Source organism: Ferrimonas kyonanensis DSM 18153, from assembly GCF_000425405.1.
GTDB classification, from domain to species: domain Bacteria; phylum Pseudomonadota; class Gammaproteobacteria; order Enterobacterales; family Shewanellaceae; genus Ferrimonas; species Ferrimonas kyonanensis.
In genome coordinates this window covers 95,714-121,702 of the sequence record NZ_AUDJ01000014.1, presented here as the reverse complement: position 1 = coordinate 121,702, position 25,989 = coordinate 95,714, and the positions used below count along the sequence as shown (strand labels likewise).

The 25,989-nt window shown below is 58.4% G+C and carries 20 protein-coding genes; 11 read left to right on the top strand and 9 right to left on the bottom strand.

Features of this window, described 5'->3' with window-relative positions; translation table 11 throughout:
• Nucleotides 1-22: 22 nt before the first annotated feature.
• From cooS to H598_RS0106315, 4 genes are all read right to left on the bottom strand, one after another.
• Nucleotides 23-1,933: an anaerobic carbon-monoxide dehydrogenase catalytic subunit gene (cooS, locus tag H598_RS0106330; RefSeq protein ID WP_028112262.1), complete on the bottom strand. Its 1,911-nt coding sequence runs from the start codon at nucleotides 1,931-1,933 to the stop codon at nucleotides 23-25.
• Nucleotides 1,933-2,511 carry a 4Fe-4S dicluster domain-containing protein gene (locus H598_RS0106325; RefSeq protein WP_028112261.1) on the bottom strand — a complete coding sequence of 193 codons (579 nt, stop codon included), beginning with the start codon at nucleotides 2,509-2,511 and terminating at the stop codon, nucleotides 1,933-1,935. The genes cooS and H598_RS0106325 overlap by 1 nt, the downstream gene beginning before the upstream one ends.
• Before the next feature lie 11 nt (nucleotides 2,512-2,522).
• Nucleotides 2,523-2,861 (bottom strand): hydrogenase maturation nickel metallochaperone HypA, encoded by a 339-nt coding sequence (gene hypA, locus H598_RS0106320; protein WP_028112260.1) that lies wholly within the window; start codon nucleotides 2,859-2,861, stop codon nucleotides 2,523-2,525.
• Between the two features lie 206 nt (nucleotides 2,862-3,067).
• On the bottom strand, nucleotides 3,068-3,640 hold the full coding sequence (locus H598_RS0106315; protein WP_028112259.1) for a NapC/NirT family cytochrome c: 573 nt from the start codon (nucleotides 3,638-3,640) through the stop codon (nucleotides 3,068-3,070).
• Between the two features lie 455 nt (nucleotides 3,641-4,095).
• On the opposite strand from H598_RS0106315, the gene H598_RS0106305 reads away from it, so the two are divergent.
• The 5 genes from H598_RS0106305 (at nucleotide 4,096) to H598_RS26415 (ending at nucleotide 12,071) form a co-directional block, all read left to right on the top strand.
• Entirely contained in the window at nucleotides 4,096-6,258 is a 2,163-nt protein-coding gene (locus H598_RS0106305) for an OmcA/MtrC family decaheme c-type cytochrome (protein WP_028112257.1), read from the top strand.
• Nucleotides 6,259-6,652: 394 nt separating this feature from the next.
• Entirely contained in the window at nucleotides 6,653-8,668 is a 2,016-nt protein-coding gene (locus tag H598_RS0106300) for an OmcA/MtrC family decaheme c-type cytochrome (RefSeq protein WP_084144352.1), read from the top strand.
• 55 nt (nucleotides 8,669-8,723) lie between these two features.
• Nucleotides 8,724-9,665, top strand: coding sequence for a DmsE family decaheme c-type cytochrome (locus H598_RS0106295; RefSeq protein WP_028112255.1), 942 nt, complete (start codon nucleotides 8,724-8,726; stop codon nucleotides 9,663-9,665).
• Nucleotides 9,666-9,676: 11 nt separating this feature from the next.
• Entirely contained in the window at nucleotides 9,677-11,632 is a 1,956-nt protein-coding gene (locus H598_RS0106290; RefSeq protein ID WP_028112254.1) for an MtrB/PioB family decaheme-associated outer membrane protein, read from the top strand.
• 283 nt (nucleotides 11,633-11,915) lie between these two features.
• Nucleotides 11,916-12,071, top strand: coding sequence for a hypothetical protein (locus tag H598_RS26415; protein WP_156896949.1), 156 nt, complete (start codon nucleotides 11,916-11,918; stop codon nucleotides 12,069-12,071).
• A 45-nt stretch (nucleotides 12,072-12,116) separates the two neighbouring features.
• On the opposite strand, the gene H598_RS0106280 is transcribed toward H598_RS26415, so the two are convergent.
• From H598_RS0106280 to H598_RS0106270, 3 genes are all read right to left on the bottom strand, one after another.
• Nucleotides 12,117-12,761, bottom strand: a complete 645-nt coding sequence (locus H598_RS0106280; RefSeq protein WP_028112253.1) for an MBL fold metallo-hydrolase — start codon at nucleotides 12,759-12,761, stop codon at nucleotides 12,117-12,119.
• Nucleotides 12,762-12,949: 188 nt separating this feature from the next.
• The gene (locus tag H598_RS0106275; RefSeq protein ID WP_028112252.1) at nucleotides 12,950-13,597 is read right to left on the bottom strand and encodes an MBL fold metallo-hydrolase; all 648 of its coding nucleotides are present in this window, start codon (nucleotides 13,595-13,597) and stop codon (nucleotides 12,950-12,952) included.
• Between the two features lie 125 nt (nucleotides 13,598-13,722).
• A complete protein-coding gene (locus H598_RS0106270; protein WP_028112251.1) occupies nucleotides 13,723-15,465 on the bottom strand; it encodes a formate--tetrahydrofolate ligase in 1,743 nt (580 codons plus the stop codon).
• 270 nt (nucleotides 15,466-15,735) lie between these two features.
• Here H598_RS0106270 and H598_RS25935 point away from each other — a divergent pair, with 270 nt between their 5' ends.
• Nucleotides 15,736-16,416 carry a lysoplasmalogenase family protein gene (locus H598_RS25935; RefSeq protein WP_084144351.1) on the top strand — a complete coding sequence of 227 codons (681 nt, stop codon included), beginning with the start codon at nucleotides 15,736-15,738 and terminating at the stop codon, nucleotides 16,414-16,416.
• Here the strand turns inward: H598_RS25935 and miaE are convergent.
• Nucleotides 16,301-17,089, bottom strand: a complete 789-nt coding sequence (gene miaE / locus H598_RS23525; RefSeq protein ID WP_051252495.1) for a tRNA isopentenyl-2-thiomethyl-A-37 hydroxylase MiaE — start codon at nucleotides 17,087-17,089, stop codon at nucleotides 16,301-16,303. The genes H598_RS25935 and miaE overlap by 116 nt on opposite strands.
• Nucleotides 17,090-17,251: 162 nt before the next feature.
• Between miaE and H598_RS0106250 the strand changes: the two genes are divergently transcribed.
• The 5 genes from H598_RS0106250 to H598_RS25930 all read left to right on the top strand — a co-directional run bounded on the left by H598_RS0106250 (nucleotide 17,252) and on the right by H598_RS25930 (nucleotide 24,409).
• Nucleotides 17,252-18,148, top strand: coding sequence for a LysR family transcriptional regulator (locus tag H598_RS0106250; RefSeq protein WP_028112249.1), 897 nt, complete (start codon nucleotides 17,252-17,254; stop codon nucleotides 18,146-18,148).
• Between the two features lie 405 nt (nucleotides 18,149-18,553).
• Entirely contained in the window at nucleotides 18,554-19,654 is a 1,101-nt protein-coding gene (locus tag H598_RS0106245) for an efflux RND transporter periplasmic adaptor subunit (RefSeq protein WP_028112248.1), read from the top strand.
• A gap of 14 nt (nucleotides 19,655-19,668) precedes the next feature.
• Complete coding sequence (locus tag H598_RS0106240; protein WP_028112247.1) at nucleotides 19,669-22,719, top strand: efflux RND transporter permease subunit; 3,051 nt, start codon at nucleotides 19,669-19,671, stop codon at nucleotides 22,717-22,719.
• Nucleotides 22,712-24,157: an efflux transporter outer membrane subunit gene (locus tag H598_RS0106235; protein WP_028112246.1), complete on the top strand. Its 1,446-nt coding sequence runs from the start codon at nucleotides 22,712-22,714 to the stop codon at nucleotides 24,155-24,157. Before H598_RS0106240 ends, H598_RS0106235 begins: the two co-directional genes overlap by 8 nt.
• A gap of 78 nt (nucleotides 24,158-24,235) precedes the next feature.
• Nucleotides 24,236-24,409, top strand: a complete 174-nt coding sequence (locus H598_RS25930) for a DUF2897 family protein (protein ID WP_084144349.1) — start codon at nucleotides 24,236-24,238, stop codon at nucleotides 24,407-24,409.
• Here H598_RS25930 and H598_RS0106230 read toward each other — a convergent pair.
• The gene (locus H598_RS0106230) at nucleotides 24,357-25,904 is read right to left on the bottom strand and encodes a reprolysin-like metallopeptidase (protein ID WP_028112245.1); all 1,548 of its coding nucleotides are present in this window, start codon (nucleotides 25,902-25,904) and stop codon (nucleotides 24,357-24,359) included. The genes H598_RS25930 and H598_RS0106230 overlap by 53 nt on opposite strands.
• Between the last annotated feature and the right edge of the window lie 85 nt (nucleotides 25,905-25,989).

The window sequence follows — 25,989 nt, the reverse complement described above, 5'->3', positions numbered from 1 at the left end:
TGCCTTCCCGGGGCTATGTTGGTTAAATTCCCAGGCCAAGGCGTTTGTTGCGAATCACCTCTACCAGTTTTTCGCCGGCCAGATCCGGATCGGTTTCCACCAGGAAGTAGCCTCCAAACAGATCCTTAGCCCCTTCGGTCATTAACTCCGTCACCACCTTAGAACCGGTCACATGCGGCATGGTGCCCAAATGAGTCGGAATCCCCAGGCCCACGCTCCAGGAGGCGATGGCCACCGCTTTTTCCGACATCGCTTCCGGAGCCGACGCCACCAATGGCAGATCACACAGATCCACATTCAGGCGATTGGCCAGTGCCGTTGCCAGGGTAATGGCACGGCTGTTGTCGACGCAGGAGCCCATGTGCAGCACCAAAGGCAACGGCCCATTGAGGCCGGCCGCCTCACCGACGGCGGTCAACACCGCCTTCAGCCCCTCACCGGCGTACAACTCGGTGGCCTGCTGATTCATCAAACCATTTTTGGCGAAAGCGCCGGCACCACAGCCTGTGGCCAGCAGCAGCACGTTGTTGGCCGCCAGAGTTTTGGCGATCTTCTGATAGCTTTCATCCTGAACGCTCTGGGTGTTGTTGCAGCCGGCAAACAAGGCGATGCCCTGAATGTTACCGGCCACCACGTGGTCCAGCAGTGGCTTCAGTGGGTCCTCGGCGTCGACCTGTGCCAACGCATCCATCACCGCTTCGGCGCTGAAACCCACCACGGCGGTGCGTTTGATGTCAGGAATGTTGATCTTATTGGGGTCCCGGCGGCCAAAGGCATCGATGGCAAACTGAATCACCTTGCGGGCAGTGGCACTGGCGTTCTCCTCACAGAAGTCCACATGACGCGCTCCCTGCATCTTGTTGTCGGCCATGGTGGTGATCACTTCGGTATGGAAGCAGTCACCAATTTGCGGCAGCGACGGCATGATGCACTGCACGTCAACCACCATGGCATCCAGGGCTCCGGTCAGAATCGCCATCTCCTGAGACAGGTAGTTGGTCGCCAATGGAATACCGTGACGCATCATGACTTCGTTGCCGGTACAGCAGATGCCGACGATGTTAATGCCTCCGGGCGCACCGGCCTCGATGGCGGCCTGATTCATCTCGCGGGAGACATCGCAGATCACTTCGCTGAGCAGCGGGTTATGGCCATTGACGGCAATGTTGACCGACTGACGATCGATCACGCCGATATTGGCTTCGGTCACCACCGGCGCAGGGGTGCCAAACATGGCGTCCGACAACTCGGTCGCCAGCGACATGCCATTGAAATCGGCCAGTGCGCCTCTCACCCCGCCGAGAAAAACGTTGCTCGGTTCGGCGTCACAGCCGATGTGAGTGCGGGCCATGATCTGAGCCACGGTGGCATCGATGTTGTGCGGCAACACCCCCAGCTTGGCCAGTTTGTCGAGGCGCTTTTTCGGCACCGAAGCACTGATCCAGTGACAGCCTTTGTGATGATCCTGGTTCTGATAGTCCTCCAGCGTCTTGGTGGCGACCTCGTGCGCCAGTTGCAGTACGGATTTGTCGCCGGTATCAATCTGCAGTCGCTCGGCGATGGCGGTCAGTTTTTTCGGGTCCCGAATCTGATAAGCCGGCAACTCGCCTTTGCCTACCCGCTGCATCGCCAGGGCGATGTGGCGGCCATGCTCCGAATGGGCCGCCGCCCCCGCCGCCATCATTCGGGCCACATTGCGGGCCACGATGGTGTCGCGATTGGCACCACAGATCCCTTCGCTGGGACCATCGCCAAAGGGGTCGACCCGACAAGGGCCCTTCCAGCAGATGCGACAACACAATCCCAGAGAACCGAAACCACATTGAGGTTGCTGGGCCTTATAACGGTCAAACACCGTGGCAATGCCTTCGCTTTCTGCCACCGGGCACAAGGCTGCAACGGCCTCGTCGCTGGATTTTACGATGATCTCCATCAGGGTCTCCTCAGGGTCAGGGTCATGTGTTTTTGAGATTGAGCCAGCTCTTTCGCCCTGGCCTGCACCAGGGCGGTGCGGTAGGTTTGCATGTTTATCAGGCTGATCGCCTTGGTCGGGCAGGCTTCGACACAGGCGGTCTCACTCTTGCCCTGCTCGGCACACCAGCTGGTACACAGGTCGCATTTCAGTGCCACCCCCTGATTGTTGGTGTCTTGCTCCTGTTGAAGGCTGTCCCGCCGCACGGTGATGGCCCCGAAAGGGCACACCATCACGCACAGCTTGCAGCCAACACAGTTGGCCTCGACGATCTGCACCTGACCGTTTTCCTGACGACAGGCGCCGGTTGGGCACACCATGGTGCAGGGGGCATTCTCACACTGGCGGCACTGCATCGGCATCATTACCTCATCCGCCACCACCACCTTGGTGCGTGAGTGAAGCGGCAGTCCTTTGACCACCGACCCCACCAGGCCGCCTTCGCCACCATGAGCGACCGCACAGGCCAACTCACAACTATGACAACCCAGGCATCGCTCTGCGTCGGCATAGATAATGACGTTCTCCGTTTGTTTCATAACTTCAGCCTCTAGGTCTCAAAGCTTTCAATGAACAACTCTTCGCCTTGAATCAGTTCGATATCCCGGCTCTGGCACGTGTCACAACGAAAACAGAACCGGGAAATATCGAACGATCGCTGGCATCCATGGCAGGTTGCCCGAGCGGGGACGTGATCGATAACCAGCTGCGCCCCCTCAATCAGAGTGTCCTTTGCGAACATCTCAAAACAGAAACTCAAGGATTGGGGCTCCACCGCCTTTAACTGGCCAACTTTGACCGTAACGCGAGAAATGGAGTTCGCCTTAACCCGTTCAGCCTGGGTCAACAGCACCTTTATCAGGCTTTGGGTTAGGGCCGCTTCATGCATCTCGTTACCTGTGTCGTGGGTTTCTCATTGACCTGAGGCTATGAAACACCAGCGATGGCGGGAATTCTGTCAGCTGAATGACACTAGCGAAGGGAAAGTTGGCAACTGCGCTCGAGGGCACATTAAAGGGAGAAATGAGGGGCAGGTAAAAAAAACGCCGGGCAATGCCCGGCGTCGTTTAACCACTCAACTTTTGGCTGAGTCGTTTATGGCTTCTTGTGAGCCACCTTGTATTTGTGACAATCGATGCAGGTCTTGCCCATCTTGTCCATCTTCTGGTGCATCTTGGCCGCCACTTTCTTCTGTTTGTCGAAGTTCATGCGGTTCACATCGTGACAGGTGCGGCATTCGCGGGAGTCATTGCTCTTCATCTCAGCAATGATGCGAGCGGCACCGTCTTTTTTGTAGGCCAGGAACTCTTCCTTGGTGGTGATCTCGCCTTTCAGCTCCAGATACACCTCTTTCATGGCAGAGATCTTACGAATCATTTTTGGCACGAACTCTTTGGATACGTGACAATCGGCGCAGTTAACCACCATGCCAGACTTAGACATGCCGTGCTTGCTGACCTTCACCTCTTCAGCGGCAAAGGACGGCACGTGACAGTTAACGCAGAAAGCGTCACTGCTGGTGGCGTGCAGTACGGTGTTAAAACCAACGGTACCTACGGCACCGACAGCCAGGGCCAGGAAGGCGCCCAGTGGAATACCCAGCAACCATTTTGATTTGGGTTGCTTCCACAACTTAGCCCAACCGGACTGTTGATTGTTGTCTACCATCTCTCATCCTCATGAAATAAAGCAGTGGCTCAATAAATTAGGAGCCACAAATTCTCAATTCCAAATTTTACTTGTCACATAATTGGAAGGTGATGATACAAGTCACAGTTCTTCGACTGCTGGTCAAAATTGGCACGCACACTGCGATCCAGATCATCCTTTTTCAGGGCGATTTCATGACGGTTTTCAAGTGCGTAACGACAGATACATTACCTATTAAAAATCAGCAGTTAGCCACCAGAATGTTGCTGATGAACTACAGTTGCTTAACAGATTTCGTACGAAACTGAACCAGAAGGCCGATACAGGTCGAATATTTGATTATTCATATGGGAATGTTGAGTTGGATCACGTTGCATTCATTCGACTCTGAGTTATCTTTCTGATGTTGGAAGTGCATACCTCAAAAGAGATATTTGCATAGCCAACCCTTAATACATTGCAGGGAAATAGTAATGATGATGATGAAACAATCTGCCTTATGGCGCGCAATGGCGTTTGCCGGAATCGGGGCTTTCGCCCTGGCTGGCTGTGGTTCCGACGGATCTGATGGCTCCGACGGTGAAGATGGCAAGCCCGGTCCCGTTGGCATCGCCATCGGCCAGGCCACCTCTGTGCAAGCCACGGTCAACTCCGCTTCCGTCAGCGAAGATGGGTTCCTGACACTGAACTTCAGCCTGGCCAACGCCAATGGCGTTGCGGTTTATGGCCTGACCAACGCCGACATCGGTGCGGTCTCCTTCGGCCGCTTGGGTAATGAAGATGAAGTGGGTACCACAGATATCGAGGGTGAGCCTCGCGATATCTGGTTGAGCTACTTCAACAAAGACAAAGGCGACGGCCACTTCACCGGTTCCTCCTACTTTAAGGGCAGCAGCTGTGAAGACTGTCTGACCGACAACCAGGACGGCACCTACAGCCTGACCCTGAACATGGCCATCGATACTCTGGGCTATGACTACGGTTACCAGGCCGACGCCACCAACGGCATTTACCTGGGCGTGAAAGCGACCGGTGCCGCCGGTGCCACTCTGGTCGAAAACAGCTTCTACTACTGGCAGCCCTCTTCCGATACGGCCCAGCCGCGTCCGAAAGAGCTGATTGCCGACACCACCTGTCAAAGCTGTCACCGTCCGGGCCATGATGGCGCCCTGTCCATGCACGGCGGCAAACACGTGACTCTGGAGTCCTGTACTTTCTGTCACGCCGATTACAACAGCTACAACAAAGACATTGAAGACGCCGATGGCAATGTCACCGGCACCATGGTGTTTGATGGCTCCATCAAGGGCATGGCTCACGACATTCACAGCCACTCCTTCTTTGCCGACGACGGTATCTACCCTCAGAACGCCTCCAACTGTCAGACCTGTCACCAGGCCGACGAGGCTCTGCCTCTGGCTGACCACTGGAAAGCCGACAAGGACAGCGCCACCTGCCTGAATTGCCACAACAGCGCCTACGGCGTACCAAGCTGGCACTGGGGCGGCGAAGCGATTAAGCCGGAATACACCAACTGTGTGTCCTGCCACAATGCCGACGGTGCCCGCGGTGCCGAAGCCGGTCACTACACCCAGAACGACAGCGCTCGTTCCACCACTCTGAATGTGGTCTTCGATGAGATGACCGTCGCTGCCGACAGCCTATCCATCACCACCACCTTCAAGATTCTGGACGGCGAAGATCTGGTACCCCTGACTCAAGTTGACCCTCGCCCCTACAAGTACGGCGGCTTCAACAGCGCCATCGTTCTGAACGGCGTGCTGGGCGATGACTTCCTGGTCAACTACCAGAAAGTCGGCTTCGACAACTTTACCCAGCTGAGTGACGGTCGCATTCAGGCAGTCATCAATGACGGTGCGTTCAAGGTTAAGGAACTGGTTGACGCCGGTGCCACCATCGCCCTGAGCAGCCAGCTGCACGTCTGCTTCGAAGGCAAAGGTGTGCGCGCCGACTGCGTGGTTGACGGCGAAGGCAACCTGGACGGTCAGGATGCCCCTTACCTGGTCAGCGACACCTACTTCTTCGCTCAAGACGGCAGCGCTGTTGCCGAAAGCCCTCGTGTTCAGCACGCGGAGATGAGCGCCTGTCAGGATTGTCACACCACCGCCATCACTCACCGTTACACCAACGACATCGACGGCTGTGCCAGCTGCCACAACGGTACTCGGGATAAGAAGGGCACTGGCTCCTCTAACCTGGCGTACATTGTGCACAGCAAGCACTACATCGGCGACTTCTTCAAGAAGACCGACTGTGCCACCTGTCACGGTGACAACGGCTACTCCCTGTCCATCATCGCCAACACCACCGATGCCCAGCCTGTGGCCTTCGGTACCACTGATGGTCAGCGTTTCGATCCCGCTACCAATGAGCAACTGGTGGTTTCCCCGCAGACTGCGGCCTGCGTAAGCTGCCACATGCCTCCGTATGGCCTCAGTGCCTCCACCGTTGCCCACATCGAGGGCATGGGTGGCGTTATCGACCATGACGGCGACATCAACACCATTGGTGTACCGGCCAGCCAATACCCGGCTCAGGTGAACGAAAGCTGCGCAACCTGTCACAGCGACAGCCAGTTGCTGGAAGCTCACGCCAACTGGGGCACCGGTCACTAAGACCGATGACAACACAGTGTAAAAGCGGCCTTCGGGCCGCTTTTTTTATTCCCCGATAAAACTCGAATATTTCGCGCCAACCCCTCTTAAATTTCCGAACAAAAACCATGGCCATTTCCGCCAGGTTCAGGCCTGGTTCAGCCCCGACAGCGAATTCAGTTCACAAATGCAATTTTTACAACTAAGTTATTGCAGGGAGACGAAAATGTGTCCCTTACCCCTTTTGGGGTAAAGCAATGTAAATCACTGATGCACATCACAGTAATAGACACTGGAAGTTGATATAAATTACCTCGTAGAAGTGCTTTAGCGAATCTTAATCGAGACTAAAGCACTGATTGGCAAGGTGGTTACTTCGTTACGTAACCCCCTCCAAAAAAAAGCAGGGAAATTGATGATGATGATGAACAAACCTAACTGGCGTCTGCTGGCTACCGCTGCGGTAGTGAGTGCTGCGCTGACCGCCTGTGGCGGCGATGATGGCAACGACGGTAACTCCGGCGAAGATGGCCGTCCCGGTGGCGAGCCCGCCACTTCCGTATCCACACTGAACCTGAAAGTTACTGACGCCAGCTTCAGCAACGGCTTGCCGGTATTTACCCTACTGGCCACCAACGAAGACGATGAAGCGGTTGTCGGCTTGCAGGGGCTGAAGGTCAATGTGGCCCAGTTGCTGCCCGCCGGACACCAGGTTGTTGGCGACCCCACCAAGTGGCAGTTTGCCGGCGATGACAGCCGCAACGGCGCCGCAGAGATCGTGGATCAGAAAAACGGTTACTACACCGTAACCTTTACCAGCCTGGATAAAGCCCAGCTGGATCCGAATTTTACCCGCCGACTGAACATCGTGTCTCCGGCCGGTACCCTGATTGACGGCACCACCGAAGTGCCAAACGGTCAGGCCTCCTTTGATTACAACGCAGCAGGCGCGGCCGCCGATTACACTCGTAATATCGTCGCCACCGACTCCTGCGCCGCCTGTCACGGTGAAGGCAATGGCATTCACCACGGCAGCTACGTTGAACCCGAAACCTGTGCCACCTGCCACGATGGCCTGAAAGCCGAAGGCGGCCGCACCAACCGCTCCTTTGCGGTACTGGTACACGATGTGCACAAAGTGGCCGCCGCCGAAGACGCCGATGGTCACATTCAGTACCCGACTGAGCTGAGCAGCTGTAACGTCTGTCACGAAACCTCCGCTCCAGCGGAAGAGTTGGCGATCACCGAGTGGGGCAACTGGTCTGCGGTTCCGTCCAAAGAAAACTGTGCCAGCTGTCACGCCGACAACAACCACATCATGGAACAGGCTGACAGCTCCCGTTGTGCCTCTTGCCACACCGCCGAAGGCACTGGCGTGGTTAAGGGCACCATCGACGCACACCTGGGTGAGTGGAACGATGCCGCCGAGGTGATCAGCCAGTGGGGCAGCGATGTCGAGATGGCCTACTTCGCCGACACCGACACCACCACGGTAACCGTGTCCATCACCGATGCCAATGGTCAGAAGCTGGCCGCCGATCAGGTACTGCCTCAGATCAAGCGCATCGAAGTGCTGACCAACCTCGGCCCGAACTACCCGGTTCTGAGCTACGGCGCTGGCAGCCATCTGGATGCCGTCAGCAACGGTGAACTGGCCAACAACACCACCATCGTCGATGGTAGCTTTGTCCTGCCAATTACCGGTCTGCCATACGGCGCCGAAGGCACCGATGCCGACACCGCCTTCTCCTTCGTCGGCCTGGCTGCCTGCTCCAAGGGCAATGCCATTGTCGCCTGTGCCGATGTTGCCGACCCGGACAACACCGACAACTACACCGGCATGAAAGCCAACATGGCGTTCGTGACCAAGTCCGGCTTTACCCCATCCAAGCGCCACACCGACTCGCTGGAGTTCAGCAAGTGTGAAGGCTGCCACAACGACAACTGGCAGATTCACAAAGGCTACCACTCCGGATTCGTGATGACCGAACAGGTTGCCCACGACGAAGAGGGCAAGGTGATTGGCCTGGACGGCTGCGTGACCTGTCACACCCCTGACGGCACCTACGCCTTCAACAACAACGGCGCCTGGGAACAGAAGCTGCACGTGGTACACGGTGATAAGAACATCATCAACGACTGTACCCAGTGTCACACCAGCTTCAACCTGAATGCCTTTGCTAAGAAAGGCCCAATCAACACCGGTGCCGGCGCCAACCCTTACGCTGACGGCCTGTACGGAACGCCAATCACGGCCACCTGTGCCAGCTGCCACAGCTACCCAAGCGCCATCGACCACATGACCGGCGGTACCTTCGGTAACGGCGTGTACGACGTCGACAAAGCCGATGCCCAGCTGGCTGTTTCTGCAGAGAACTGCTTTGTTTGTCACGCCCCTGATGTGGCTGACCACAGCAACGTGAAGTTCTAAGCCGATGGGGAGGGCCTGGCCCTCCCCTTCTGTGGACCCGAGTTAGGAATCCTTTATGAAACAGATGAAATGGTTAACCACCCTGCTGGCCGGCGCTGCGCTGGTTGCCGGCTTTGGTGCCACCGCCGCACCATGGGACAAAATGCCCGACGCCGAGGTTGAGCAGATTCTGGACACCAAGTTTGCCGAAGGCAAATACTCCAAGAAAGGCGCCGATGGCTGCCTGATGTGTCACCGCAAGAGTGAGCAGGTCATGGGCATCTTCCAGGGTGTTCACGGTCAAAGCACCAGCAGTAAGAGCCCCATGGCTGGCCTGCAGTGCGAAGCCTGTCACGGCCCTCAGGGCAAGCACAACCGCGGTGGCAAGGAGCCGATGATCCAGTTTGGCGCCGACGCCCCGGTACCGGCGGCCAAGCAAAACAGCGTCTGCCTGTCCTGCCACCAAGACGGCGAGCGCATGGCCTGGCACTCCAGCACCCACAACCTGGAAGAGGTGGCTTGTGCCTCCTGTCACCAGGTCCACGTTGAAAAGGATCCGATCCTCGACAAGGTGACCGAAGTCGACGCCTGTACCGCCTGTCATACTCGCCAGAAGGCCGATATGAACAAGCGCTCTTCGCACCCACTGAAGTGGGCCGACATGACCTGTACCGATTGCCATAATCCTCACGGTTCCATGTCCGAAGCGGCGTTAAATCAGGTTTCCACCAACGACACCTGTTACGAGTGCCACGCCGAGAAGCGCGGCCCTTTCCTGTGGGAGCACGCCCCGGTTGCAGAAGACTGCTCAGCCTGTCATAACCCCCACGGCAGTGTGAACGAAGGCATGCTGACAAACCGTGCTCCTCAGCTGTGTCAGCAGTGTCACACCAATCCTCACAGCGGCAACAACATCAACGGCAAGCCCAGCGTCTTCACCGCCGGCCAGAGCTGTTTGAACTGCCACAGCCAGATTCACGGGTCTAATCACCCCTCTGGCAAAGCGCTGCAGCACTAAGGAGAGGTAACATGAGATTTCGTTTAAATCTGATCACACTGGCCCTGGCCGGTGTCTCCAGTGTTGCCATGGCCGGCGGGTACAGCCTGCAGGAAGCCAACACTGACAAGGTCAACACCGACAAGTGGGCCTGTAAACGCTGTACCGTCGAGTACGGTACCCGGGGTTCGGTCGGCATCGCCGCCGGCATGGTAGAGAGCAATAACGAGCGCTCCGCCAACACCTTTGGTGCCGAAGACGGTGCCGTTGGCGCCGTTAACTCCGACCTGCACTACCTGGCCGAGTCCGGGTACCAGGCTTCACTGGAAGCCCGCAACCTGGGTATGGACAATGGCGAAGCCACCCTGTCCGCCGGACACGGTGATACCTGGAACGTGGCGCTGGAATACGGCAAGCTGGTGTGGGTGGATAACGCCAACGCCCAGACCGAGTACCTGCCCGTGGGCGACACCCTGGTGAAGGGTGACCTGACCGACGTCGAACTGAAGACCGAACGCGAGCGTTATGGCATGGCGTTCGATTTCGGCGGTGAGATGTGGCAAACCTTTGCCAGCTTCAAGCGCGAAGACAAAACCGGTCGCCAGAAAGCCTCCATCTATGGTGGCACACCGACCAACATCGCCAAGCCTGTCGACAGCAGCACCGACAACTGGAAAGCCGGCGTTAAGCTGAACGGTGAGCGCTGGTTCACCAGCCTGGCCTACATCGGCTCCAAGTACGACAACAACGTCGGTGCCCTAAACTTCGGCAGCTTTGCCGGTGCCTATCAGGATGCGCCAAGCAACGAAGCCCACCAGGTGCTACTGAACGGTCAATACAGCATCGGTCGTACCCACCTGGCCGGTCGTTTCTCTACCGGAGAGATGACCCAGGACGACGATCTTCTGTCCATCAACAACGGCATCACCGGCTTCGACGGCAAGGTGGAAACTTTGGACGCCAACTTCAAGGTGACCTCCCTGGTGACCAACAAGTTGCGCCTGGGTGCCAGCGTTGATTACAGCGACCGCGACAACAAGTCGACCGTCCTGACCACTCAGATCGCTCTGGATCCAAACTCCGGCAATGCCAGTGAGTATGTGGCTTACGACACCGAACGCACCACCTATAAGGTCAACGGCAGCTATCGCATCGCCTCAGGCTACCGTGTCGATGCCGGTTACGACCGCAAGGAAGTGACCCGCACCGGCCAGGATCGCGAAGACACCACCGATGACGCCGTCTGGGGTCGTTTCCGTGTCACCGCATTCGATGCCTGGGACATCGCCCTGAAAGGCGAATTCAGCAGCCGCGACGGCTCCAGCTACAGCGTAACCGGTAACAATAACGACCTGATGCGTCGTTACTACCTGGCCGATCGTGACCGCTCCGAAGTGGAACTGCGTGTCAGCCACACGCCACTGGACAAGCTGTCAGTGGACTTCACCGGTCACTATGCGTTGGACGACTACGACAAGTCCGATGTGGGCCTGACCGAAGCGGAAGACTACGGCTATGACGTGACTCTGGCGTTCCAGCACACCGAGCGGTTCTCTACCCACCTGTTTGTTGGCCAACAGTGGATCACCTCAGAGCAAGGCGGGTCCGTGACCGGCCCTGCGGTCTGGGAAGCCACCATCGAGGATGACTTCCTCAATGCCGGCCTGGGCTTCAGCTACACCGGCTTGCTGGCCGATAAGCTGGTGCTGGGTGGCGACTACGTGTACGCCGACTCCAACAGCGATACCGTGTCTGGCTTCAGCGAGTACGACGACTACTACGCCACCAGCCACAACTTCAACCTGTATGGCGATTACGCCCTCAGCACCAGCATGTCGCTGCGCCTGGATTACCGCTATGAGCGCTACCAGGATGCCGACTATGCCGTGGTTGAGGCCGATACCGTTGCCGATCTGATCACCCTGGGTGATCTCAACAGCAACTACAACGCCCACATGGTGATGTTGTCGTTCAACTACAAGTTGTAACCACAACGACAGTGATTAAGGCCGGCATTGCCGGCCTTTTTTGTGCCCCCGACGCCGCGGCCTTAACCCAAACTGAATCACTCGTGCATTGAATTGCCTCAATCGTTGCCTGAACACCTGGGCTACGCCATACTCCCTCCCGAATCGAAACAGACCGATCTGACAAGGAAACGCGTCACGGCTACCCGCCCCTGAAGGGGTCACAGCCGACGCATCGATCGGCCCACGCTCCGCGCTCCCAATGGACACGAGAGTCGCCAGCCCTGAGACTCAGGAGACTGACATGACCGATTTAATCAGCCCAGTGCTGTTCGACAGCCCCAATGCCCTGCTGGTCGCCAAGATCATGCTGACCGCCGGCCTGCCATTTCTGGCCTACGTGCTCTACGACATGGTCAATACCGAACGCCAGCCCAAACTCTGGCAGCAATATTCATAAAAAAACCGGCCTCAGGGCCGGTTTTTTTTCATCTCTGGCTTGTCGTCAGCCCAGCACTGTGTCCGCCACATAGGGGTTCAGTCGGCGTTCGCGGCCAATGGTGGAGTTTGCTCCGTGCCCGGGGACAAACTCGGTCTCATTGCCCAGAGGCCACAACTTGTCGGTGATGGAGGTTAGCAGCTGCACCTGGTTGCCGCCCTCAAAGTCGGTGCGGCCAACCGAACTGGCAAAAATCACGTCCCCCACAAACACCAGACCGGCATCGGGTTGATGAAACACCACATGCCCTGGCGTGTGCCCCGGCGTGTGCAAAACCTCAAACCTCAGTTGGCCCACACTCAGCTGATCGCCATCATTGAGATAGCGATCCGGCACGACCTTGGGGTGCACCGGAAATCCGTAGGTTCTCGCTTCCTGCTCCAGATCGTCCAGCAGAAACTGGTCATCCCGGTGCGGCCCAATCACCGCCACCTTGAGGCGATCCGCCAGCACTCTGGCTTCTCCCGCGTGGTCGATGTGGCCATGGGTCAGCCATACCTGAGTCACCGTCACGCCGTTGGCTTCAGCCGCCTTCACAATGTCATTGTGATTGCCGCCGGGATCGATGACCGCAGCCTGCAGCGTAGTCGTGCACCACAACAGGATGCAGTTGGTCCGGTACGGAGTCACCGGTACGACCTGATACTTCATTTGGATTCCATGTAAGGGTGGTAAAAGGCTCAGCCTAACACGATGTCAGGCCGATTCGAGGCGACGGAGACCGTCAACGGCTTCCGGCTTGATCTCGGGCAAATGAAGCACGCTCATTGAACAGGATTTAAGCGTCAGTCATAAAAAAGCCGGCTCAAGGCCGGCTCTTGTTCACGCAGTCGTCAGCATCAACCGGCCAACACGGCGTCGGCCACGAACGGGTTGGAGCGCCGCTCGGCACCAAAGGTGGAGTTAGGCCCATGGCCGGGCACAAACTCGGTCGCATCCCCCAAAGGCCACAACTTCTGAGTGATGGAGGCGATCAGATCGCCATGATTAGACATCGGGAAATCGGTTCGGCCGATAGAACCGCTGAACAGCACATCCCCCACGAAGGCGGTGCCGCTGTCGGCCTCATGAAACACCACATGACCCGGCGTATGCCCCGGCGTATGCAGCACATTCAGGGTCAGGTTGCCCACGGTTTCCGCCTGACCATCCTCCAGGTAGCGGTCCGGCTGAAACGCCTGGGTCAGGGCCAGGCCAAACATCTGCGCCTGCTGAGGCAGTTGGTCCAGCCAGAACTGGTCGGCCTTATGAGGGCCAACCAGAGGAACCTGCAGTTTATCCGCCAGCATCCGTGAAGCTCCGGCGTGATCGATGTGCGCATGGGTCAACAGCACTTTCTCAATCTCAATGCCTTGTGAAGCGATGGCGGCTTCAATCATCTCAAGATCGCCACCGGGATCAATCACCGCCCCTTTGTTGGTCTGCGAACACCACACCAAGGAACAGTTTTGCTGAAACGGGGTAACAGGAACAATCTGGTATTTCATAACTACACAAACTCGACGAAATCAGTCTCTTTAGAGTATCACAGCCGCCGCGGGTTGCGGTGCCAATGTTGCCGATCCAACAGTAGGACGACGCCCCGGAAATCCGCAGCGTCAGCCACCATGGTCTATTCGTCGATGCCGACGATGTTGCCCTGCTCATCGATGTCGATACTGAGGTAGGCCGGTTTTTCCGGCAGACCGGGCATGGTCATCACATTGCCGGTCAACACATAGATAAATCCAGCACCGGCGCACAGGCGCAGGCCGCGGACCGGGATCTCAAAGTCGGTCGGCACCCCTTTCAGGGACGGATCATGGCTGATGGACAGCGGCGTTTTCGCCATGCACACCGGCAAGTCACCATAGCCCAGCTCGGTCAGGCGTTCGATGTCGGCCTTGGCCTGCTCCGACAACTCGATGCCGTTACCGCCGTAGGCCACTTCCGCCATGGTCAGCAGTTTGTGCTCCAGCGGCTGGTCACACCGATACAGAGGGGCAAACTCGGCCGGTTGGCTGAGCGCAGTCATCACCGCCTGAGCCAGCTCGGTGGCACCTTCGCCGCCTTTGGCAAACGCTTCGGACAGCGCCACCTGGGCACCGGCCTGTTTGACCTTGTCAGCCAGCCACTGCAGTTCGGCATCGCTGTCATCGGGGAATCGGTTCAGTGCCACCACCACCGGCACGCCGTAACGAGCGGCATTGTCGATGTGCCATTTCAGGTTGGCAAAACCGCCAGCCAGGGCCTCGGCATCCTCGTTGAAGATCGACTCCGGCAGCGGCTGGCCCGGACGCAGGTCGTAGCGACCTGAATTAGCCTTGAGACCACGCAGGGTGGCGACCACCACCGCCGCATCCGGTCCACGCCCCGCGGCACGCGCCTTAATGTTGCAGGCCTTTTCAAAGCCCATGTCGGAGCCAAATCCGGCTTCGGTCACCACCACATCCGCCAGCCCCAGGGCCATGCGATCGGCAATGATAGAGGAGTTGCCGTGAGCAATGTTGGCGAACGGACCGGCGTGCACCAGGGTTGGTACCCCTTCCAGAGACTGCATCAGTGTCGGCTGAGCGGCATCGCGCAAAATCGCCGCCATCGCGCCGGCGACCCCGATGTCTTCGGCGGTGACCGGCTTGCCAGTGTTGCTGTAGGCCAGGACCACACGACCGAGACGAGCCCGCAGATCGTTCAGGTCGCTGGCCAGGGCCAGGATGGCCATCAATTCGGACGCCGCCGAGATGTCAAAACCGGACTCGCGCTCAATGCCGTTAATGGTCTTGCCCGGCTCGTTAAGCCCTATCTTGATCTTTCGCAGGGCCCGGTCGTTCATGTCGACCACACGTCCCCACACCACCGAGTCGGCTTGCAGCCCCAGCGGCGTCAGTCCGGTTTTGGCTTCAAACGCTTCGCCGTGACGCAGCTCGTGATACAAACGGGCATCGATGGCCGCCGCTGCCAGGTTATGGGCCGCCGTCACCGCATGAATGTCGCCGGTCAGGTGCAGGTTCAGCTCCTCCATCGGCGCCACCTGGCTGTAACCGCCACCGGCTGCACCGCCTTTTACGCCAAACACCGGCCCCATGCTGGGCTGGCGAATGCACGCCATGACCTTCTTGCCAATGGCCTTCAGCCCCTGAGACAAGCCGATGGTAGTAACCGTTTTGCCTTCGCCTAACGGAGTGGGAGTAATGGCCGTCACCAGCACCAACTTGCCCTGTGGCGCGTTGCTGGCACGGTGAAGCAGTGAATAGCTCAATTTGGCTTTGTATTGCCCCTGGGGGATCAGTTCTTGTGGCTGAATGCCAGCGGCGGCCGCAACGTCAGTGATTGCGGATAAACAAGCAGATTGAGAGATGGCAATGTCTGATTTCATTATTATTTTCCGGGTACCACGCTAGAATCGCCGACATTGTACTGGATCAATGGCCAATTTCAGACAATTTTACGATAAAAAGTGTGTTCCGCTTCAATCGCCTGGGCCGGGGCAGCCGCCACGATAAATTTTCTTTAAAATCATAAGGTAACAACATAAGCGTCGCCCCAGGTGGCGGCTAATACACTGTCACCCTATCGCAACACCAACTTGGAACCGACTGAAAAGTATGTCAAAAAAGAGTAAACCTGATAACTCTCAAGGAATGGAATGAATCAGTCCCGCTGGCTGCTGACCGCCGCCGTGGCCTGCGCCGTCGCCTACACCCTGACGGAAGCCTGGCGCCCCTACCCACTCAGCTACCTGCTCAAAGCCCTGCCGGCGCTGCTTTTGGCCGCCTACTGCCTGAGGCACTTGCCCCATCGTGACCGCAGCCCCTGGGTCATCGCTCTGCTGGCCGCCGCCGTTGGTGATGTTTTTCTGGACTTTGGCCACCACTCCCACCTGCATCTGGGCCTGGCCGCCTTTGCCATCACCCAGTTCGGGTTGTGCTGGCTGTTTTGGCGCCGTCCTGGCCGGCGGCCAAGCTGGCAGTGGCTGGGAATGCCGGTGGGTACGGTGATCTTCCTGTGGCTGTTGTGGCCGTTCTTCGATTGGCGAGCCCCCCTAATCGGCCTCTACAGCCTGCTGCTGACCGCCATGGTCATGGGCGCCCTGCGTGCCAACCTCAATCCGGCCACCCAAGCCGGCGCACTGCTGTTTCTGCTGTCCGACAGCCTTATCGCCTTCGACACCTTCTATTGGCACAGCCAGTTAGGGATGAGCACCATATTCATCAGCTACTTTGCGGCGTTACTGCTGCTGGTGACCGGCTGGGTGTCGGCACACCGGAGTGAAACCGAAACTGAGTGTCTGCCGACAGGATCAACTGACGCTCCCGTGCACCGATGACCTCGATCCGGGGGTCGATGATCTCCGGGCTGATCTGCCGAGCCAACACCAGATAATCCTCGAAATGGCGCGCCTCGGAGCGCAGCAACGACAGGTAAAAGCGCTGCAACTCTCCGTCCAGATGCGGTGCCAGGGCCGCAAAACGCTCACAGGAGCGGGCTTCGATGTAGGCACCGATGATCAGTTTATCCACCAGCGCCTGGGGCTCAAAGGTGCGCACCTCCGCTAACAGACCCGACGCATAACGCGAGGCAGACAGCGGCTGCACAGCGATGCCCCTGGACTGCATTAACTGGTGTACCTGGTTAAAATGGTGCAGCTCTTCTTTGATGAGCCGAACCATCTTCTCCAGCAGCGCCTCAGACCCGACCCCACCATGACGTCGCGACAACTCAGACACGCTGAGCTCGGGCCGAGGCAGTTGGGCTAATCGCTGCGGCTGATACACGGTGGCCGAGTAAGGAGCGAGACAGGCTTGCAGCCGCTGGCTGCTGCGCTCATCGAGCACATAGCGACGCAGCAACCAGGCCGCCGACTGCGCGGCCTTCAATTCACACAGTAGATGGTCCTGCAGAATCAACGACTGAGACTGGGGTTGACGTGCCAGCTCAATCCAGGCCCCCGGGGTGGCACAACACAAAAACTGCCTGATGGGCAACAGCAACGATTCCATAGCACTCCCTTGCCAGCTTAACACTGGCCCCATGGTAGCGGCTGCGCCCCATAAGACAAGACCAAGACACCGCGGCGAGCTTATGACACTTTCTGCCTCTACGTTCAGTAGCCTATAAGAAATCAATGGTATGATTCAGAGTTCGATAGGGAGAGCAACCTCATGAAAACCGAAGATCTAAGCCTGTTCCATCTGGTCGCCGACTGCCAGAGCTTTACTCAGGCCGCCACCATCTCCGATCTGCCGGTGGCCAATGTCAGTCGTCGCATCAAGGCGCTGGAACAAGATCTCGGCTTCATGTTATTTCAACGCACCACCCGGCAGTTGAGAATCACCGAGGCCGGTGACCAGTTTTATCAACGCACCCGCCCGTTACTCAATGAGCTGAACAACACCCTGCAGGAGCTGCAAGGGGCCCAACAGGAGCTTAAGGGCCGACTGCGAATTCAGATGTTTGCCGACTCCAACCTGATACTGCCGTTCCTTCAACAGTATCAGCAGCTTCATCCCGGGGTGACCTTTGACATCGTGGTTTCCGATCGAGAGCTGGATCTGGTTGAGAACGGCTTTGACCTTGGCATGCGTCTGGGCAAACAGCGGGATTCCAGCCAGGTGGCCCGCCTGGCAGGGAAGTTGCGCCGGCTGGTGGTGGCCACCCCTGACTACCTGGCCAAGCACGGTCGTCCCCAGCGCCCGGAGGAACTGGCACAGCACAACTGCGTGCTGTTCCGCATGCCCAACGGCCAACTGGACGACGACTGGCAAGTGGACCCCCACAATCGGGTCAAGGTTCGCGGTGACTTCATCGTCAACCAACAATCGCTGCTCGGTGACTTACTGCTCAGCAATCATGGCATCGGATTTTTACCCAACTTGATCGCCTTCCCTCTGATTCAAGAGGGCAAACTGATTCAACTGTTTGAAGGCGACCCCAGCTTTGGTGAGGATATCTGGCTCATCTATTCCAGCCGGCAACTGCAGACCCGACTGCTGAAGGACTTCATCGAGTTTATCCTGACCGCCACCAAAAACGACCCGGCACTTTATCACATTCTGTAAAAGTGATTCTGCTCAAAGAGGGTTAATGCCGAGTCGCTCCGGGCTTACCATAAACACCATCCCGGGTCGTGTATCATCAACTCCCCAATCCGTGCACTCTCCCTGCATTGATTCAGGTTCACGGCCCGGGCTCCCCTGCCCCAGTCAGACCAGCCAGTAGCAACTATCGTCGGCAGTGAAGACTGCCAACCTCGCCAGCCGCCACAGCAACGGCGCTCAGCGGTTGATGCCGCCCAGCCGCCGCCGTTGCCTGGTCGCGGATTTTATTGAATAGCTGTTCAATAGGCGCTGAGAACCCGGCCCATTTTATCAATTATCGTGAAAGTAATTCTCTGTGATGACGGTTCATCGGCGCCGCATCGCTCTTTACACTTGCCCCCAATATTCCCAATCAAAGACACCACTATGAAACCCCTGTCCACTCCGATGCTCCTCAGCAGCCTGGCTCTGAGCCTGATTCTGGCAGGCTGCAGCCACGAAGCCCCGCATTACGCCGACAAAACCCCCCGTCCCATTCGGGCCATCACTCTGACCGCGGCCCAGCAACAGGAAACGCTGACCCTGCCCGCCATGCTGGTTCCCATCGATACCGCCGAACTGGCGTTTCGCGTGCCCGGGCCTGTCGCGGCAATCGGAGCCAAAGAGGGCGATATGGTGGCCAAGGGACAGCCGTTGATGCGACTGGATCCTCATGACTTCGATGTCCAGATCACCGAGTACCAGGCGCGACTGAGAGAAGCCAAGGCGCAGGCAAAACAAGCCCGCCAGGAGCGAAAGCGAGTACTTACTGCCAATGCTGAAGACGCCATTGCCCGAGTCGAACTGGATCGCGCCAACACCGCCGTCGAGCGCAGCGAAGCCTCAGTCACCGTGGTGGAGCAGCGACTGCAGATGATGCGCGATGCCAAACGCTACAGCGTACTCAATGCACCGTTTGACGGCATCGTCGCCAGCATCAGCATTGAACCCCACGAACAGGCGATTCCCACCTCACCGGTGCTGACCCTGCATGGACTCAGCGGTTACGAGGTGCAAATGGACGTGCCTGAACAGATCGCCCAGCGGCTGATGCCGGGCCAGAAGGTTCGCTTTAACGCCACCGGTCAACAGCAGTCTCTCAGTGCCTCCATTCATGAAATTCGCCGCTCGGCCAATCTGCTGTCTCGAAGTTTTCGAGTCACGGCTCGACTCGACGACCAACCCAAGCATGGGTGGCCGGAGCAAACCGGCTTGCTGCGGATCTCGCTGCCCATCGACAATCACAGTGGCCACCTGGTGCCCAGCAGTGCCGTCCAAAGCGACGGAACACACCACTACGTCGCAGTCCTCGATCATCAGACTTTGAGGCGGGTTGCGGTCACGGTCAGTGGCTTAGAAAGTGACCAAATTCGGGTTAACGGCGCACTGAACCAGGGCGATCAACTGGTGATCTCCGGCGCCGCCTATTTTGACGACGGCGCTCCTGTCGGCACGGTTCTGCTGGATGACCAGCAGGCGCAGTTGTGAGAGGAACGCCATCGATGAATCCGGCTACCCTAACCATCAACAAACGCTTCTTTGCCAGTTTTCTTACTACCCTGCTGTGCTTGCTGGGGCTGTACGGCTACAGCGCCATGGGCAAACTGGAAGACCCTGCCTTTACGGTAAAGACCGCCGCCGTGGTTACCCTCTACCCAGGTGCCAGCGCCGAAGAGGTCGAATCCAGAGTCACCGACGTCATGGAGCGCAAACTACAGCAGATGGGCAAGCTGTGGAAACTGCGTTCCGTCAGCCGCCCCGGCCAGTCGATGATTTTCGTCGAACTGGTGGAAACCACCACCGGCGCCGAGTTACCCCAGCACTGGGATCTGCTGCGACGTAAAGTCAACGACGTGAAACTGGAACTGCCGCTGGAAGCTCAGGTCTCGGTGGTGATTGACGAGTTCTCCGAAGTCTATGGCATGCTGTTTGCTGTCAGCGGCGACGGCATTCCTGCACTTGAGCTGAATCACTATGCCCGCCAACTGCAGCGCCAGTTAAAGGCCGTAAACGGCGTCAACAAGGTGCTGCTACAGGGACTGCGTGAACGATCCATCCACATCGAAATCGATGAGGCCAAGCTGGCTAAATTCCGCCTGACGCCGGTACAGCTGTTTGATCAGCTGCAGAGCCAGAACCTGGTCAGTCACCCGGGACAGATGACCCTGGGCTACGAGCGGATTCGCATCACTCAGACCGACACTCTTGACTCCGTTGACGCACTGCGAAACCTGACCCTAAGAGGCGGAGCCGGGCCAGTGGGCGACGACCGCTTCCGTCTTGGTGATGTGGCCAAGGTGCATGAGGCGGACAGCGACACCCCGCTGTCCATGAGTCGATACAACGGCCAGGCAGCCATTACCGTTGCTGTGAATCCGAAAAATGGCATCAATGTCGTCGCCATCGGCGATACTCTGAAACAGGCCATCGCCGACTTCGAAGCCAGAATGCCCGCAGGTGTTCAGGTTCATACCATCGTATTTCAGCCAGACGAAGTGCAAAAATCAGTCAATAACTTTGTCGGCAATCTACTCAGCTCCATCGCCATTGTGGTACTGGTACTGTGGCTGTTTATGGGCTGGCGCAGCGCCAGCATTGTCGGTGCCAGTCTTGCCGTTACCCTGTTACTCACCCTGGTGTACATGAAGATAGGCGCGGTGGATCTGCACCGCGTATCCGTGGGTGCCTTCATTCTGGCCTTGGGCATGCTGGTGGACAACGCCATCGTCATCACCGACCTGTTTATCGCCAAGCTTAGAACCGGCACCGACCGTGACCGAGCCGCGGCCGAAGCGGTAAAAGAGACCGCCATCCCCTTGCTGGCCGCCACTCTCATCGCCATCGCCGCCACCACGCCGGTGTTGTTCAGCCAGACGTCGGCTGCGGAGTTCGCCATTGACCTGTTCAAGGTGATGGCCTCCTCTTTGATGCTCAGCTGGATCGTCGCGGTTACCCTCACGCCGTTGTTGTGTTGGCAGTTTTATCAGCCCGCTGCCGATGCCCAGCCAGAGCCCGCCTGGCAGCGTCACTCGCGCCGGTTGATCACCCGGATTCTCACTCATCGCAAACGAACTCTGGCCGTAGTGGCCCTGGCCCTGGTGGCTACCGGCCTGCTCAGTACCAAGATCCTGGTCAACTTCATGCCCGGTTCTGATCGAGCCATTACCTTTGTCGACTACTGGTTGCCTCAGGGAGGAGACCTGCAGCACACCGCCGCCGACATGGCCAAGATAGAACAGTGGTTACTGCAACAACCCGAGGTGACCCACATTGCCAGCTTCATCGGTGGCGGTGCCCCCCGCTTCACGGTGACCTATGAACCGGAGCCGAATGATCCCGCCTATGGTCAGATTCTGGTCAGCCTGCAGCGATTCGACCAGATTCCGGAATTGCGCCGTCGAGGCAATGCCTTCCTCAAAGCCGAATTTCCCCAGGCCGAACCTCGATTCCGACCACTGAAGCTGGCCACGGTGGATAAATTCAATATCGAGGCCCGTTTTTCCGGCCCCGATCCACTGGTGTTGCGCCAGCTTGCCGCGCAGGCTAAAGCGATCATGCAGGCTCACCCCCACCTGCAGTACATTCGCGATGACTGGCGCCAGCCCAGCAAAGTGCTGATCCCGGCGTTTAATCAGGATAACGCCCGTCTGGCTGGCGTGACTCGCAACGATGTCAATCTGGCGTTGGCCCGCGCCACTGACGGGCTGCTGGTGGCCAACCTGTATCAGGGCCAGGATCGACTTCCGGTGCTGTTGCGGCAACCGCCCATCGAGCGCAATGATTTCAGCACCCTGCTGACACTTCCGGTCAAGCCGCTGCTGGGGGGACACTCGGTTCCCATGGGGCAGGTGGTGGACCGCTTTGACCTCGGCTTCGAAGAGGGCCAGATTTGGCGCCGCGATCGGGTTCGAACCATGACCGTTCAAGCCGATGTCGAAGGGATGTTTGCCTCTCAGGCTCGTCAGCAGATTGCCGATGCCATCGACGCCATTGAACTGCCGGACGGTTACACCATGGCCTGGGGTGGCGAGTTTTACGACGAAGATCGCTCGGTCAAAGACATCTTCGCGCAACTGCCCAAGGCCGGAGTAATGATGCTGATTCTGATGGTGGCCATGTTCAACGGCCTGCGACAACCCTTGGTGATCGTCATGACCATTCCGCTGGCGTTGATGGGGGTGATCCCCATGCTGCTGATGGCCAACATGCCCTTTGGATTTATGGCGTTGGTGGGGGTCATCGCCCTGTCGGGGATGATCATCAAAAACGGCATCGTGTTGATGGACCAGATCAACATGGAGATTGCCAATGGCCGCAGTGCCTTCGATGCCCTGGTGGAGGCCGCGGTCAATCGTACTCTGGCCATCAGCATGGCCGCTTTAACAACCGTGCTGGGGATGATTCCGCTGTGGTGGGATCCGCTGTTTGGGCCCATGGCGGCCACCATCATCGGCGGCTTGTCGGTGGCCACCTTTTTAACCTTGCTGATTATGCCGGTTTTCTATGCGGTGCTGTATCGGGTGCCCGCACAACAGGAGCAACACAATGCGTAAGCTGATTCCCCTCACTCTGGCGCTGCTTCTGAGTGGCTGCGCCGTCGGCCCGGATTATCACGGCCCAGGCGCTCACAGTGGACAACCCGACAGCTGGCAGACGTCGGCCTCGACTCAATCGGCCAGCATCGAGTTAAGCTGGTGGCAACAGTTCAACGATCCGATGCTCAACCAACTGGTGCAACAGGCACTGTCCCAGAACCTGCACGTACTGGCTGCCCAGGAGCGGGTCAAGTTGGCGGACAGCTACCGTCAGGCCGTGTCCGCCACCTCCCTGCCTCAGGTGGGCATCGGCGGCGGCTTCAGCGCCGGCATGCTTAGCGAACAGGGGCCAATCGGCGGGCCACTTCGTCACCCCTCAGTGGGGGGCCAGCCCCTAGGCATGCCTCTGGCCAGCCGACACTTTCAGGCGTCTTACCTAGGCTTGAGTGCCGCCTGGGAGCCGGATCTGTTTGGTAAAACCGCCCGCCTGGTGGAAGCCACTCAGGCCAGGGCCGATCAAGTTGCCATCGTTGCCGATGGCACACGCATGCTGGTGGTCAGTGCCGTGGTCAATAACTACCTGCAACTGCGCAGTGCCCAACAACAACAACGGATTGTCCTCAGCCAGCAACAGGATCTGCAGGCCCTGTTACAGCGGGTGGAGAGCCTCTATGACAGCGGTCTGGCTTCGGGGATCGAACCGGCACAAGTCCGCGCCCAGCAGGCGCAACTGCAAGCGGTACTGCCCCAGTTTGACAGTGTCATCGATGCCCACAGTCGTCGGCTGGCCATCTTAACCGGCCAGCCGTCATCGGCTCTGCTAACGAGTCTGGCCTCGCCGCAGCCTCTGCCCCAGGTTAGCGGTGTGATTCCGGTGGGGCTGCCGTCGGAGTTGTTGCAACGCCGACCGGACATTCGGTTTGCCGAACGGCAGATGAAGGTCGCCAATGCCGAGTTAGGGGTCGCCATTGCCAACCAATACCCCAGCTTCTACCTGACCGGCGCCCCGGGTGTGGCGGCCAGCGACTTTGGTGACTTGTTTGCCAGCGGCGCCAGTGCCTGGAGCTTCGGGGCTGGCGTGAACTGGAGCCTGTTTGACGGTGGCCTGAGGGATGCACTGCAAGCCGTGGCGCAGTCACAGGTCGACATCGCCGCCTTGGAGTACCAACGCACACTGCTGGCCGCCTTTGGTGAAGTGGAAACCCTGCTGAACGCTTACGGCAACAGCCAGGCCCACCTGCAGTCGCTGTCTCAGGCCAGGGCTCAGACCAGAGAAGCGGTCACGCGCACCGACGCCCTGGCCAGCAGCGGCCTGGCCAGCGGCATCGACCGCCTCAAGGCAAGAAGCGCCGGTCATCAGGCGGACCTTGAACTGTTGCAGGCACAGACTCAACATGCCCAGCTGGTGGTGGCACTGTACAAATCTCTTGGGGGACGCTGGCCTCAGCCAGGCTAATGGCAACTGGGTGCCCGCCCTTCCCGGCGGGCACCACTGTGGTACACTTGAACCAAGGTTCCCACAGACAGAGTCCTCATGGAAAATTGGCAAGCATGGCTTCTGATCGCCCTGATCCTCGGCATCATTGTCAGCAACATCATGGTCATCAAGCACACGGCTAACTTTAAGATGCCGCAGTTTGGTAAACCCAACCTGCCTAAACCCGATTCGAAGCCAGACTCTGAATCCGGCGACGACAAACAAGGGTAAGGCCGACCCACAGCCCCCACCACCCTAACGAACCGCCACCGCCGCCACCAGAATCCGGTGCGGAAGTGGCCGTCAGTTCGAGCCGCACCTCCGATTGCTGGCCCCCGGCCGACGTCAGCCTGAGCAGCAAGGCGCTGTCCTGATCACCGCTGAACGTCGTCACATCGACGCTCTTTGACACCTCACCCTCGGCGAACGTCACCGTGGTATCCAGAGGCGCATAGTCCTGCCCCGCCACGGCGGTCAACGCGATGGTCTGCAGCCGCACGGTCAACAATCCCTGGCTGCCGCCAATCCGGGACAAGCCAACCTGAACAAGCTCACCCGCAGAGACCTGATAGAGGCTTTGGGAAAACACGATGCTTCCCGGGCCACCATTGGCATCCGCGTCCGCCAGAGCGACCACCGTCGTACTCTGGGCACCGACGCCACTGCCCGACGGCCACAACAATTCCAACAGCAACTCTCTGTCGGCGTTGATGCCATCCACCGAGGTAACCAGTTCAACCATGGCCTCTTCCACACCGGCCTCAAAGGTCAGTGCCAACAACGCCGGCCCCTGATAGCCGTTGCCGCTGACCCGCACCGCCGCAGCGGCAACCTGGCTGACGTCGGTTCGCCGTACCGGTACTGAAACCGCACTGCCCTCATCGGCTTGCAGCCTGGCGGCCACAAACGCCAGGGTGCCCCGCTCCGTCAGCGGCTGCGCCTGATCGGCGATAAAGTCGGCAGACTCACTCAGGGTGCGGCCATTGTCTGCGGTCACCGCATCGCCGCAGCCCAGAGGCGCAGACAACCCCGGAGAGGAGAAACTGGCCAAGGTGGCATTGCTGACAAACGACCACATCAAGGTACGGCCAAAGCCACAATCAATGGCATGGCTGTAAGGAAACAAGCCATTGGCCTCCCCCTCGTGACCGGCGCCAAAGTTATGCCCCAGTTCATGGGCGAACACCGCATTGCGAATGGAATCGGCAAAGCCCTGGTAGGACACCACCGATGCTTGCCCCGGCAAAAATGCAATGCCGGCGGCATCGTCCATGGCCGGCACCAACAGCATGGCCAGATCCGCACCGTAGTAACGATTCAGTGCCGCCTGGACCTGAAGGTCGTCGGCAAACAGATTCAACAGGCTGGCCGCCTGAGTCGACATCGGCACCGCCGACGCCGGCAGCAATGCCCGCAGCCTCAGCTGCAGTTGAGCGCCGGAGGTGATAAACGCCTGATTGGTGGCCGCCACTCCCTGTTGAGCAATCACCAGCATCTGTTCGTAGCTAAGACGAGGCTGCGCCCAGGAAGGGACAAATACCAACAGATCCACCTGGCGATGGTTGGCCGCCGCCACCGAGGGGGTTGGCATGGGCACCGATTGGCGATGGTCATTCAGCCGCTGCCGGAACGCCTCATCACTCAGGGTATCGCCAATCAGAGGCACCGGTGTTGCCATCACCGCTGGCACTGCCATCAGCGCCAAAGCCATCAACCACTGTCTCATCGCTACTCCTCCGCGGCTATACCGATGCCCCAACGGGCGCCGTCTAGTAAGGCTAGACCAAGAAGGAATAAGTACGGCGCTAATC

Excerpts from the sequence above, each read along its gene's own strand:
- cooS (WP_028112262.1), bottom strand. The coding sequence starts at position 1,933 with ATGGAGATCATCGTAAAATCCAGCGACGAGGCCGTTGCAGCCTTGTGC.
- H598_RS0106325 (WP_028112261.1), bottom strand. The coding sequence starts at position 2,511 with ATGAAACAAACGGAGAACGTCATTATCTATGCCGACGCAGAGCGATGC.
- hypA (WP_028112260.1), bottom strand. The coding sequence starts at position 2,861 with ATGCATGAAGCGGCCCTAACCCAAAGCCTGATAAAGGTGCTGTTGACC.
- H598_RS0106315 (WP_028112259.1), bottom strand. The coding sequence starts at position 3,640 with ATGGTAGACAACAATCAACAGTCCGGTTGGGCTAAGTTGTGGAAGCAA.
- H598_RS0106305 (WP_028112257.1), top strand. The coding sequence starts at position 4,096 with ATGATGATGATGAAACAATCTGCCTTATGGCGCGCAATGGCGTTTGCC.
- H598_RS0106300 (WP_084144352.1), top strand. The coding sequence starts at position 6,653 with ATGATGATGATGAACAAACCTAACTGGCGTCTGCTGGCTACCGCTGCG.
- H598_RS0106295 (WP_028112255.1), top strand. The coding sequence starts at position 8,724 with ATGAAACAGATGAAATGGTTAACCACCCTGCTGGCCGGCGCTGCGCTG.
- H598_RS0106290 (WP_028112254.1), top strand. The coding sequence starts at position 9,677 with ATGAGATTTCGTTTAAATCTGATCACACTGGCCCTGGCCGGTGTCTCC.
- H598_RS26415 (WP_156896949.1), top strand. The coding sequence starts at position 11,916 with ATGACCGATTTAATCAGCCCAGTGCTGTTCGACAGCCCCAATGCCCTG.
- H598_RS0106280 (WP_028112253.1), bottom strand. The coding sequence starts at position 12,761 with ATGAAGTATCAGGTCGTACCGGTGACTCCGTACCGGACCAACTGCATC.
- H598_RS0106275 (WP_028112252.1), bottom strand. The coding sequence starts at position 13,597 with ATGAAATACCAGATTGTTCCTGTTACCCCGTTTCAGCAAAACTGTTCC.
- H598_RS0106270 (WP_028112251.1), bottom strand. The coding sequence starts at position 15,465 with ATGAAATCAGACATTGCCATCTCTCAATCTGCTTGTTTATCCGCAATC.
- H598_RS25935 (WP_084144351.1), top strand. The coding sequence starts at position 15,736 with ATGAATCAGTCCCGCTGGCTGCTGACCGCCGCCGTGGCCTGCGCCGTC.
- miaE (WP_051252495.1), bottom strand. The coding sequence starts at position 17,089 with ATGGAATCGTTGCTGTTGCCCATCAGGCAGTTTTTGTGTTGTGCCACC.
- H598_RS0106250 (WP_028112249.1), top strand. The coding sequence starts at position 17,252 with ATGAAAACCGAAGATCTAAGCCTGTTCCATCTGGTCGCCGACTGCCAG.
- H598_RS0106245 (WP_028112248.1), top strand. The coding sequence starts at position 18,554 with ATGAAACCCCTGTCCACTCCGATGCTCCTCAGCAGCCTGGCTCTGAGC.
- H598_RS0106240 (WP_028112247.1), top strand. The coding sequence starts at position 19,669 with ATGAATCCGGCTACCCTAACCATCAACAAACGCTTCTTTGCCAGTTTT.
- H598_RS0106235 (WP_028112246.1), top strand. The coding sequence starts at position 22,712 with ATGCGTAAGCTGATTCCCCTCACTCTGGCGCTGCTTCTGAGTGGCTGC.
- H598_RS25930 (WP_084144349.1), top strand. The coding sequence starts at position 24,236 with ATGGAAAATTGGCAAGCATGGCTTCTGATCGCCCTGATCCTCGGCATC.
- H598_RS0106230 (WP_028112245.1), bottom strand. The coding sequence starts at position 25,904 with ATGAGACAGTGGTTGATGGCTTTGGCGCTGATGGCAGTGCCAGCGGTG.